The organism is Paenibacillus cellulosilyticus (assembly GCF_003182255.1).
Classification (GTDB): domain Bacteria; phylum Bacillota; class Bacilli; order Paenibacillales; family Paenibacillaceae; genus Paenibacillus_T; species Paenibacillus_T cellulosilyticus.
Genome location: NZ_QGTQ01000035.1, coordinates 58,135 through 70,729 on the forward strand (window position 1 = coordinate 58,135; position 12,595 = coordinate 70,729).

The 12,595-nt window shown below is 54.3% G+C and carries 5 protein-coding genes; 1 reads left to right on the plus strand and 4 read right to left on the minus strand.

The annotated features are described in order from the left end of the window. Positions 1–67: 67 nt before the first annotated feature. From DFQ01_RS27140 to DFQ01_RS27150, 3 genes are all read right to left on the minus strand, one after another. The gene (locus DFQ01_RS27140; protein ID WP_174812801.1) at positions 68–901 is read right to left on the minus strand and encodes a sugar phosphate isomerase/epimerase family protein; all 834 of its coding nucleotides are present in this window, start codon (positions 899–901) and stop codon (positions 68–70) included. Between the two features lie 266 nt (positions 902–1,167). After that, complete coding sequence (locus tag DFQ01_RS27145) at positions 1,168–3,231, minus strand: alpha-glucuronidase family glycosyl hydrolase (RefSeq protein WP_110047079.1); 2,064 nt, start codon at positions 3,229–3,231, stop codon at positions 1,168–1,170. Positions 3,232–3,233: 2 nt separating this feature from the next. Then, entirely contained in the window at positions 3,234–5,453 is a 2,220-nt protein-coding gene (locus tag DFQ01_RS27150; protein ID WP_110047080.1) for a glycoside hydrolase family 52 protein, read from the minus strand. Positions 5,454–5,604: 151 nt separating this feature from the next. Between DFQ01_RS27150 and DFQ01_RS27155 the strand changes: the two genes are divergently transcribed. Next, positions 5,605–6,531, plus strand: coding sequence for a helix-turn-helix domain-containing protein (locus tag DFQ01_RS27155; protein WP_110047081.1), 927 nt, complete (start codon positions 5,605–5,607; stop codon positions 6,529–6,531). Positions 6,532–6,624: 93 nt separating this feature from the next. On the opposite strand, the gene DFQ01_RS27160 is transcribed toward DFQ01_RS27155, so the two are convergent. Further along, positions 6,625–12,330: a carboxypeptidase regulatory-like domain-containing protein gene (locus DFQ01_RS27160; protein ID WP_110047082.1), complete on the minus strand. Its 5,706-nt coding sequence runs from the start codon at positions 12,328–12,330 to the stop codon at positions 6,625–6,627. Positions 12,331–12,595 lie beyond the last annotated feature (265 nt).

Genomic DNA, 12,595 nt, shown 5'->3' on the forward strand with positions numbered 1-12,595 from the left:
TAGTCGTAATAGCGCAAAGCGCGATCCCACTATTGTAACAAGCGCTCGCTATTCCGACAGCAGGAAATCAATGAGAACTCACAATTGCATCTGCAATCCGCTGAATCCCCTCCCACACATCGCCATCCTGGTCAAAAATAACCGAGATCGGCGCCACGCTCCCATTCGCCGAAGCAATCGCTACGTTCCGCCGCAGCTCCTCCTCGTCGAACGAACCGTCCGCCAGATAGACGGGCTTCGCATGTATCGAATGCGCGATGCGCGCACCATAAGCGATAGCTGCTTCCTTCTCATCCGGCTGCATGTTGCCGAAGTCAACGATCGTGCGAATTCTGCTGCCCGCCGCCTCCATGACTGCTTGCCAGTTCGCCAGCGTCGACGTCAGCTCGCGGAAATTTTCGGTCACAACCTGCACACCACGCTCTGCGCCATAACGAAGCAGCCGCTGCAAGGACGCCGCACTGCGCGCAATCGCCACAGCATCACCCGTCTGCTGCTCGCCGGCAACGACCCGAACCGCCGCCGCTCCAAGCTTCTCCGCAATATCGATCCATCTACCAATCAACTGCTCATCCGCTGAACGTCTCACCGGATCGGGCGAAGACAGGTCGCCATAGTCAATAAGCAGCGTATGAAGCGTCACGCCAGCAGTCTGGAACGCATCTCTCAACTGCGCTAGATATGGCTCTTCTACTTTTGGAAGGTGAAAGTGGCACAGCTCCAAGTAACGGAATCCCCTCTCGGCAACCGCTTGTGGAAGATCCAGCAGCGTAATAACGGCGTCTCCCTCTTCCTCATGGATGACGGGTCTTGAAGTAGACGCGTCCCACACCGTCCAGCGGCTCAATCCGAGCAATCGATGCACACTCCAGCTGCTAAGCGATAATCTCTCTTGATACAAGGGCATTCCCTCCTTACGTGTGTACAGCTTGGTCATCACGAGATGTTCCTTGATGCCTAACATTTTTTCAACAAAATGTGCTTGTTTGTACAATAACATCAAGATAGATGAAATGTAAGAGGAGAGCTATGCCCATTTGTAAGGAAACGCTATGCGATTTTGTCATTTGTTGCCTACAACCATACAAAACCACATCTATTCATTAAAATATTGTAAACAACAAGCAAGACCCCTGACCAGCGATGGGCCGAGGGGTCTTAGTCCGTTTAATAGATCGTCCGATCCAGCGCATCGCTGATGCCGGATTTACGAAGATAATACGTATTGATGCGATCGCGCCATTCCTTCGCATGCTCCGCCTGCTCCGCGAACCGGTCGCCAGCCAGCTTGAACGTCTCGGTATCGATCCGCCCCTCCAGCTCGTTCCAGCTGCGCAGCATCTGTTCCGCCTGCTCCACACCTTCGAAATGCGTATCATAAATATGCTGAATGACCGTTTTGCCCGAGTGCAGCACATGCGTGTACGGAACGTGGTGGAAAAACAGCAGCAGCTCATCCGGGCACGATTCGAGCGTTCCATAGATCGATGCATTCGGCTCACGATACTGCCCTGCATAGCCCGTTCCCGTAGCCAAGGTGCGGTCAACACCCATTCCTTTGCAATCGGAGAAATGGTACGTGCCCCACTTCGAATACTCGTATCCATCCACGTCGGGACCGTAATGATGATTCGGGCTCACCATCCAGCCTACGCCAAGCGGCGCCGTATACGATTCATAGATGCTCCACGAGCCCATCAGCAGGCTGACAACCGTGCTAACAACATGCTCATCGCTGCCGAATGTCAGACGCGTCCATTCCTCTGCGATCGCAGCCGCGCTCAGCTCTGGATTCCATGCGAGGCGGCCATAGCCATACAGGTTCGCCTGCGTCAGCGGGTGCCCCGTCCAGTTGGCATTATCTCCGATGTTGGACACCGCTGCGAAGCCGCTATGCTTGTACCCGAACATCGAGCCGTCGACAACCTGCTTCACATACGAGCCTTCGCCCTTCGCATACGTGTCGAAGTCGAGCACTTCTTTCCACTGCGGCACGAGATAGCACAGATGGCGGGCCTGCCCCGTATATTCCTGCGCAATCTGGAACTCCATCATGCAGTTGGTTGCAGGGAGTGCGCCGAACAGCGGCGAAACCGGCTCACGCACCTGGAAGTCCATCGGACCATTTTTAATTTGCAAAATAACGTTATCCATAAACCGGCCATCCAGCGGCTTAAAATGATCGTACGCCGCGCGCGCCCGGTCCGTCTTGCGGTCACGCCAGTCCTGCTTGCAGTTGTAGACGAAGCAGCGCCAGATGACGAGTCCGCCGTGCGGCAGCAGCGCCTCCGCCAGCATATTCGAGCCGTCCGCATGATCGCGTCCGTACGTGAACGGACCTGGACGATTCTCCGAATCGGCTTTCACGAGGAAGCCGCCGAAGTCCGGAATCACCTTGTACAGCTCATCCGCCTTCGCTTTCCACCAGGCCTTCACATCCGCATCCAATGGATCTGCAGTCGTCAATTCCCCCGTCTCGATTGGGCTGGCATAGTTGACGCTCAGGAACAGCTTGATCGCATAACGGCGGAAAATCCCCGCAATACGAGCGATATCCGGCAGGAACCGCTCCGTAATGAAATACGTTTCATGATGATGCACGTTTACATTGTTAATCGCGATCGCATTGAGACCCGATGAAGCAAGCAGACGAGCGTAATCTTCGACGCGGGTAAGGTCGGATTTGATCGTATTATTTTCATAAAAAATCGACTGGCCCGCATAACCGCGCTCCACGCTGCCGTCAATATTGTCCCATTGATTGATCATCCGAATCGTATTAACTGGACGCTCAACGATGTCCAGCTCGTCGATCGATGCCCCCGTCGCAATCAATCTTAATAGATGGAATACGCCATAGAGCACGCCTGCCGGCTGCTCGGCACCGATCGCAATAATGCCGCTCTCCGCATCCGTACGAATCGCGAACCCTTCAGCACCCGTATCAAGCTGTGCGCCGCTGTCTCCGAAGACGCGCGCAATCGACTCATTGCCTCCGCTGAATGTGCCGATCGCAATGCAGCCGCTGCCGCTATCACACGAGGAACGAGCAGCAAGTGTTACGCCCAGCATACGCTCGAGTCCACGCTTCAGCTCAGCAGCCGCAGTCGCAATCACTTCGGACGCCTCCGTTACGATCATGCAGCCGGACCAACGGCTAACTGCTTCTATTCGCAGCACATCCGTTAACTGCGGGTAACGGAGCCACGCCTCATATCCGATTGTGCTCATCCTTATGCGCCGCCTCTCACCAGTTGTTTGCCGTTCCCTTGCGCTTCAAGCAGCCACAAAATCGCGGTTACGCCGCGAGGGTAATATTTGCTGCCAATAATATGGCCGGATAAAATCTGGTCGCTCCAAGCCCAGTACGACAGCTCCGGATGGAGCAGCCACTCGACATGCGCAGCATCTGCCGCCTTGCCCTGTTCGTCCCACGACATGCCCAGCACTTCACGCGCGATGAACTGAGAAAGGTAGATTTTGCTCAGCCACGAGTTATTGCTCGTAGACGACAGCTTCCAAGCCCCGTTCTCGAATAGGCAGGTTCCTGGTACAAGCACCGTCTCCAAATGCTGCTTCAACGCACTCAAGTAATCGGCGAATCGGCCGTTCGGATCAAGCGCTTCTGAGCAGCCTGTAAAATACGGGAACACGAGTCCTTCGATCGCCGGAATGATGCGGGAGTCGTTGTTCTCCCCGATAACTGCTGGGATGTAGCCGTCCTTCGTCATCGCTGCCGTAATGGAAGCCGCGCACTTGTCCGCTTGTGCAATGGCTGCTGCTGCAAGTGATTCCTTGCCCATGCGCAGGAAGAACGTTTCGAGTCCCACATACGCTGCCCAGCATTTGCCCGCCAAGTAGATGTTGTTACGGGACTGACCAAGCGATACATCCAAGCTGTCATACGTTGAGATTTCCGCACCGCCCTGCGTACGCGAGCTGTCCAAGCCCATCAAGCCGTTGCGCTTCTCTGCATCAGGGTGGTCACGGTTGACCATACTCTCGAAGCACTGCTCGACAACAGGCAGCATCGTAGTTACGAACTCCTCGTCTTTCGTCTGTTCCACGTACACAAGCGCGCAGCAGAGCCAGTTCACAAGCTCTTCGTGGCTCATGTAGGAGAAGCAGTCGTCAATGCCCGCCAGCTCATACGCCGAATGCTGCGGACGAGAGAAAACGTTCGCGACGCCAATATCATGCGTGAAGGCAATGCCGCCCGGATATTCGCGATCGTCGCCCGGCAGCCTTACCTTGTCTACATAGCTGTATCGTTTCACGAACAGTTCCAGCTCATTGCGCACCGTCCACGGGTTCAGCATCAGCTCGTAGAACAGTTGGTCAGCCGTCAAATCGAGCGTGTTCATCATTCGGTATTCGCCTTCGTTGACGATCCAGATGGGTTCGCCATCCGCGTCCAGCAGCTGCGTGCTGCCATAGTAGCTGTGGATCGCATGCGCCAGCATGAACGTTTGATCGTCGGAAAGTCGCTGCGAAGCGCGCTCCAAGCGAGTATCCGCCTCATAACAAGCTGCGGTCAACGTGTCGAAACGATCAAGCGCGAACGCTGCAACCGATTCAATATTACGGAACAGCTTCGCATAATAATAGGAAGCGTCGATGCCTGACGTCACAATGCCGCCGCGGTAGAAGCATAACGCGAATTGGAATGTCCGCTTCTCGCCAGCAGGTACTCGCATGAGCAGCGCGCCCGTTCCGCCAAGTCCAAATGTATAGTTATGAGCAAGCTCAACATCTAATATCTTCTCCATCGTAAAACCAAGCGCCGGCGTCACATCCGCATCACGTGTTGCGATAGCCGTCAGACGTCCTTGTCCGACACCGTTAATGCGACCGCTTGCCGAATCACCGTCGAGGATTCGCATGGAGCTGTATGGATCGTTGCCTTCGTAACCGAAAAACGCTCTGCGCTCCTGTTCACCAGCCGTGTTATCGATTGTCACTTCAGCGAATACAGCCGGTACGATCGCTTCCTTCAGCTGCGCCTCATCACCCTTGCCCGGCTCCGGTACGGAGCGAACCGGCGAATAGAGGCGGAACGTCAGGTCACCCGCCTGCCACGTGTCTGTTCCTGCCGTGAATGTACGCTTGATCGCTTCGTCTGCGAAAGGCACGATAACCGAGCGGGCTGGAGCAGAAACTGTCGTGATCGGGATTACAACACCATCTGCGACTTCAATGCCCGCTTCCTTACCCTTTTCATCAAACTTCTCCACATCATAACGAGCGCTGGCATCCTCGACCGCCTCGAAGAAAGGCAGTGCCTCATACTTGCTGCCGTCGCGCGATTGTAATCCGATATAAATATTCTGGTCTGCAGGCTTGCCCAGCTCTACGCCGAAGCCCCCGCTTTTCCCTTTAAATCCAAGTGTAAAGCTTGCGAATGCCCCGATCGGAGCATGATGTGCATTAAAGAACAGGTTGTTAGCCGACAATTGTGTATCCCCTTTCAAAACGCTGGCTTTTCCCCATACTAGCATGCATCTCTTACCCAAGAACATTGACAAATCGGGCTAATATTTATCCAAATCGCGCTAGATGCGTTATACTCGATACATAACAACTTGTTAGGAGGCGTTACGATCCGTGGCAGCACCGTATCTTCCACCCGTGCTCGGCAGCAGTCTGCAGGAGTTTATGTTTCCTAACGTAAAAACGACGGTTAACTTGTTTGGCGTTCATATGCGGCAGGTCGACGGCGTGTGGGACTATCCCGTGCACGAGCATTCGCAGTACGAGATCAACTACGTCCTTGATGGCGAGCAGCAGATGACCATCAATGGCACAAGCTATGTACAGCAAGCAGGCGACCTGCTCCTCATCCGCCCGGGCGAAGAGCATTCGAGCCGCAGCGCGAACGGTCAGCCTTTTACTTATTTCTGCTTGCATTTCAATATTGATGACCACCTGTTTCTGTCGCTGCTCGGTCGCATGAAGCAGGTGTTGTTTCCAAGCGGCGGTCTGCTCACGACGCAGGTCGTACCTGTTCTGCATAAGCTGATCACCATTGCCGGAGAAGATGATGAGACCTCTATCGTGAAAAGAATGCGGATGCAGTCCGCGGCCTTCGAGCTGTTCGGCAACCTGCTTGAGGCACTGTCACAGGAGGCAATCAGCCTATCGGCTGACAGCTATGAGCGGTTCGAGCTCGCGAATCGGATTCGCAGCCGGCTGCAGGCGATCGTTGGACAAACCTTCAAGCGGAGCGATGAGCATACAACGAGCGACAAGCATTACGGCATCGATGACATTGCCGAAGAGCTAGGCATCAGCGTATCGCACTGCAACCGCGTGTTTCGCCATGTGTACGGCCAATCGCCACGAGCCTATTTGTCCGAGCTGGTATTGCACGAAGCGAAGCTGCTGCTCGCCGACCCGCAGCTGCCGGTGCAGACGATCTCGTCGGTGCTCGGCTACCGCGACATCGCCCACTTCAGCCGCCAGTTCAAGCGCTGGGCCGGCGTCTCGCCAAGCGACTACCGACGGCAGGTAGCGGACACGATGAGTAGATAACTTCGATCGATTCCGTACAAAAAAAGAAGCAGGACCCGCTTATAAGTGGTTCCCGCTTCTTTTTTGAACAATAATTAGCCCCCTGCTTCCTGGTTACTCCTCTTCCTCATCCAGCAGGATGACATCAAGCACCGTCTTCTGCTGGTCGATGATGATTGGATTAAGCTCTTTTGTTTGTTTACTTGGGAAAGAGAAACGAGCCCGTTGAGCGCCAGCGGACAGATTCGTTACGATATAGCTGCCTGCCGCATTGCTAATGACCTGCCGCACCAGCTCTCCTCCAGAAGCAACAATCTCGACAAGCGCGCGATAGAGCGGCTTGCCGGCAGCATCGCGAATCGTGCCCGTCAGCGTGCCGAAGGCCGCGCTAAGAGAAAGCGATCCACTATTGCCTGCACCCGCTGCGGCGCTGCGTGCAACTGACCCTAACCGTTGGGCGGAGGCTGTTACCGTGTAGGTTCCTGCCGCAAGCCCACGGGCCGTGAAACTTCCGTCCCCGCTCGTAAATACGGTTGCAAGCACTGTGTTCGATTCCTGATCCAGTACGTTGACGATCGCACCTGCAACAGGAGATTGAAATACGTTGTCCGTCACAATGCCCTGAATCGTTAGCGGAATACCGACAAGCACGAGGTTGACCTGCTGATTGGATGACTGCGTAATCGGCGTAAAAACGACGGTCGTTTGCCTGCTTGGGTTGCTCGCTACGATTGTCCGCTCGCCTCCTGAAACACTTGGAACCGTATATTGACCGCTGCCATCGGTAACCCCATTGCCTACCACCGATCCACTGCCATCCACAATCGTCACGCTCGTATTCGGCAATGGGGCGCCGTTCGTTCCGTCTGTTACTCGACCCGTTACGACGATGGAAACGGATTGAAGCGCGAAATTAACAATCGTGAGCGCGTTAGGTAGTATCCCCGTTGATGTATCCTGAGGTAAAAATCCTGTTTTGGAAGCCGATAGACTATAGTTCGCTGGTGTGACGTCGCCTAGATTATAATTTCCGATACCATCTGTAATAATCGATCCGACGACCGGCCCAAAGTTGTTGTATTGCCGAATGACGATGCTGCTTCCAGGAATCGCCGTATTATCCGTCGCTCGGTTGACCATGCCTCGCAGCTGTCCAGGAAGAGGATCCAGCGCAAAGCTGTATCTTGTCGTTTCGCCCGCCAATATATCGAAGCCGCCAAGCCCACTAGTGAATCCGACTGCATTACAGATTGCCGTATAGAAGCCTGGTGCCAAATCAGCAGATGCATATTCTCCGCCGCTGCCGCTAACGACAGTCGCGATCAATGCGCCGGTCGATCCGTTGAAAATTTGAACCGAAGCGCCTGATAGGCTCGCGCCATTCGAATAATTGCTTACGAAGCCGCCGACTGCCCCGGGATTCGGCGTGAGCGATAGCTGCAACTGCGAAGCACTGCCGGACTCGATAACGATACCAGCCGATTCCGAGCCGAAGCCTGCTGCAGCGGCTGTAATGGTCAAGTTTCCAGCCGGCAAGCCTCTCAATTCGAAGCTCCCCTTCTCATCTGTGAAGGTTGAATCAATCGCAAGCCCGTATAGATCATAAACCGTCACTTGTGCGCCCGATATGCCGCTGCCCGTTCCCGCATTTCGTACCGTACCTGTTAATAGCGAAATCTCTGTTGTCAGTACCGCTTGGACAGGAGTCACAATGCCGGCCGTTACAATCGTTCCGATCGATGCCGTCATGAAACCGGGAGAAGCAGCGACAAGCAGGTATTCGCCGGGAAGAAGATTATGGATTGCAAACGTGCCGGCTGGACTCACAAAGATGCTGTCAATCAACACCCCTTCTTTTGTGAACAGCCGAACTCTCGTATCCAGCGACGATACCGTATTGCCCGTCGTATCGACGACTTGGCCGCTTATGTCTCCGAAGATTGGCGCCAGAGCAATATTCGATGCTGTGCTCTGATTGCTTCGAACTACCGCACCAATGCGATTAGCGGCATAACGATCCGCTGACACGATTACTGTATATGTCCCCGGCCGCAGGCCATCGAATAGAAAATTGCCCGCTCCGTCGGCCGTAACGTGTGCGACCGCCAGCCCCGACGCGGTACCGCTGCGAATCTCAATATCCGCTCCTTGAATTGGCTCCCCGCTGATTGCATCGGTCACTTGCCCCGCAATAGAACCAGGATCGGAGGCCAGCGTGAAATTGACGCTTGACACCGTCTCGCCAGGACCGATCGTTGCGCTTACGACCGCATTGCCGTGATTAGTGGCAGAAGCGATAGCTGTAATTAAACCGGCTGGCAGCAGATCAAGAACATAGCTCCCCGAAGCATCCGCTTGGGCGACATTTCGTATCGTCTCATTGCTGTCCATCGCTCGAATAACTGCGCCTGCGACTGGATTGCCCGAATCGTCGATTATCTTTCCTGCAAGTCGACCCGGATTTGGTGTCAGCGGAAGCTGCACGGCAGCCGTTTCGCCGGGCAGAACGGATACGCCGACCGTTGCTGAAGTATAGCCTGTTGCAGAAGCATTCATATAATAGGAGCCTTCTCTGATGCTGATAAAAACAAAAGACCCGTCGCTTTGCGAGATCGCGTTGGCAACCTGAACATTGTTCAGATTGTACAGGTTAACGATAATGCCGGCAACGGGAGGCAGCGTGATCCCCACAATCGTCGCAGGGTTCGGAATAACCGCAAATTCAGCTGTCGCAATCGCGTCGGATTGAACAATGATTCCGAACGTGCCCCCTTGATAATTGATTGCCGTAACCGCCAACGTATAGCTGCCTGGCGGCAGCCCTTCGATTCTGACTTGCCCATTGTTATCGGCGAGTGACGAGCCGAGGAGCAAATTGTTTTTATCCGTTACATTCACGATGGCAGGCAAGGCTGGCAGATTGGTGATAACATCGAAGACTCTGCCCAGTATGGAGCCTGGATTAGGGCTCAAAGCAATTTGCAGAGCCGCGGTTTGGTCCGATTCGACTGCGACGGTAGCTGTCGAGGTCTGGAATCGGTCCGCCGATACAACGACGGCATAGGTGCCTGGCGCCATATTGCTTGCCGTAAATCGGCCTGCTGTATCGGTGAACAGGTTAACCAGCGTGACGCCGTTTGCATTATTCAAGCGTACCTGTGCGCCGGCTCCTGCAATCGGTCTGCCCTCCACATCCACGACAGTTCCTTCAATCGAGCCAGGATTAGGCGCCAATCGGAAATCAGCTGTCACCAGCTGCCCTGGCGTGATGACGATGCTGACGTAACCATTCTGGAAACCCGTTGCCGATGCCGTAACGATGAATGGAAGTGGCGCTAGATTCGTGAGATAGTAAGTGCCGTCCTGCTCCGTTACAAACCGCACAAAAGCAAGCGAGCCGCCGTCCACGTTCAATTGCAGCGCCAGCGTCGCACCCGCGATCGGTTTGCCTCCAGTATCTGTTACGGTCCCCGTCAATTCCCCCGCAAGCGGCAGCAGAATGAGAACCGTTTCCGTCGTCTGCGCCGGATTGACCGTAATCGTCTGCGAGGTCCCCCCGAATCCGCTCACAGCCGCGGCTACCGTATAAACGCCTGCCGATAGTCCGCCAACTGTGAACGTGCCGTCCTCCTGCGTATTGACGCCGGCTACAACGATGTTGTTCGTGAATATCGTTACTTCCGCATCAATGAGCGGCGTGAATTGGATATCCGCAACTCGTCCGCTTATCGCTCCGGCCAGTTGCTCCAGTGCAGTGCTCAATGCCGTTACAGTGCCAGCGGCAATGGTTGCCCCTAGCAACTGACTGGCATATCCTGGGCCTCCGATTGTCGCTGTATAGCTGCCCGGACCAAGCGAAGGAATCGTGTACGTGCCATCCGCTGCGGTTACCGCAGACTGCAGCTTCAAGCCAACATCACTTGCCACGCTGATGGACGCGCCAACAATCGGCGCTCCGGTCACGCTGTCGGTAATAACGCCGGTGAGTGAACCAGCCAAAGGCGATAGCTTCGCGTTAACGACGTTCTGCCCGGGGACGATTTGAAGCCCGATAATTTGGGTGACGTAGCCTTGCGCAGAGAAGCGAATGCGGTCAAGAACGGTAGGGGTCAGGCTGTTAATGGCATATTGCCCAGAAGCGTCGGTCACTACCGCAGCAAGGATGTCAATCCGGCTGTTAAGCACCTCTACCAAGGCACCGGCTACCGGTGCGCCATTCGTGCCGGTAACCGTTCCCGACACAGAACCGGGATTGCCGCTCAATGCAAAGTTCGCCGTGCGGGTTGCACCAGCCGATAACGTGATTGGACGCGTGCTTAACTGATAATCAGGCGCTTCAACGCTTATTCGATAAGAGCCAGGGAAAATGCCATTCAGCGCGAATTGCCCTGCGGCATCCGTGAGCGCGTCAGCTGTTGGCGCACCATTGGAATCGTTCAAATGGACGGCTGCTCCTACGATCGGAAGATCGGTCGCAGCATCCGTTACCGTTCCCAAGACATTCGCTGGAAGAGGCACGAGAAGCACATTCAATGTCGTAATTGTATTAACAACTACACTGACACTTGCAGATTGACTCTGATAGTCCGGGAATGCGAATTGCAGCACATAGCTGCCCGGCGGCAAGCTCGGAAACGAATACACTCCTGCTTCAGCTGTTACTGCGCTCGAGATGACTGCCATCGTGGCAGCATTCACCGCTTGAACGGCGACGCCCGGAAGTGGAAGGCCCGTAATATTGTCCAATACTCTGCCCGTAATCGCACCTGTCGTAATCACAGCCGCGGTCAATGCGCTCGTCTTCGGACTTAATACAGCGCCGGTGAACAAGTCAATTCCCGTAGCAGTCTTCGAATCGACCGTCCGCGTACCAGCGGCGTTGAACACGCCTTGAGCCGTATATTGAAGAACAGCATCTGAACCTGCGGCAAGATTGCCGACATTCCAAGTCAATGTCTGCGCCGCGGCATTATATGCTGTGTTCCCCATAGACGTCTGTCGCACTTCGAACGAAATCGGCGTATCGAAGCCGAATACGGCATTAACAACGACATTAGCTGCTTCGCTTCGTCCGCTGTTCTTCACTTCAATGCTGCCTGCAATCGTCGTTGGAGCCCCGCCGGTAATCGTCAGCGGCCCACCTTCAGCGGACTGCGTGAGGGACAGCTTCGCCCTTACGTCACCGCCATTGATCGTTAACGGATCGGAAAACGCGCTGCTCAGCAGCGTGCCAGGTCCGATAAAGTCTTTGTTGAAGTTGTTATTGTTCGTAGCCGTAAAGAATAAAAATCTTAAGCTGCTCTGATCTGTGATGCCGAGCTGCTGCTGCAGCACTGATAGCCGAACGAACCAATCAATAAAAAAATTAGCATTGCCGCCGAAGCGGGATCCGTCGTCGGTCGGCTGTGCGCGGGCGATGTCAAAGTTGATGATCGACTGTCTGAAATTCGGCTGACCCTTGCTGTCCACTCCTTCTGCCGAATCGGTGAAAGCGTTGGGAATTCGTACCGTGTTGCGAATCAAATCAACGGTACTGTCGAGGCCGTTCACGGCCAGTACGGCTTCGTAGGTCGACGGGTCATTATCCGTGTCGAAGAGGACGCCCCATGCAAAGTTGCGAAAGCCGGTTTTGAAACGAGGGTCAGCATTCAGTCGCAGACGAAAATAAAGGTTTGTGCCATCATAACCGTAATAGGCAGCTGGAAATGCCTCATCGCCCACAATATCCGTCTCGTCAGGCGATACGTCGCGGACAGGGTCGCTAATAGGTATCCCGTTCAGAGTGACCGGAACATACTGCACATTGTTGGGAAAAGACATAAACACCCCTCCTTTGCTTAAAATCGCTAAAGTAATATACTCCTTGAAGTTTCTTCAATATGCATTACAGTCGTGCCAAACGATTATAAGAAAATAAACCAGGGGCTGTCCCAAAAGTAGGTCAACTAACTGATGAGCTAGCTCAATTTATTGAAAAAAAGCAAAAAAAGGGTTCAGGGGGTCATCCCTGAATCGCCTTTTTGATTCTTCTATCAACTGCCACCTTCTTGAGCAAATTATGGGCAAGCGAAAGCCACCCGACCTC

Coding starts and splice junctions, on each gene's coding strand:
- DFQ01_RS27145 (WP_110047079.1), bottom strand. CDS start 3,231: ATGAGCACAATCGGATATGAGGCGTGGCTCCGTTACCCGCAGTTAACG.
- DFQ01_RS27160 (WP_110047082.1), bottom strand. CDS start 12,330: ATGTCTTTTCCCAACAATGTGCAGTATGTTCCGGTCACTCTGAACGGG.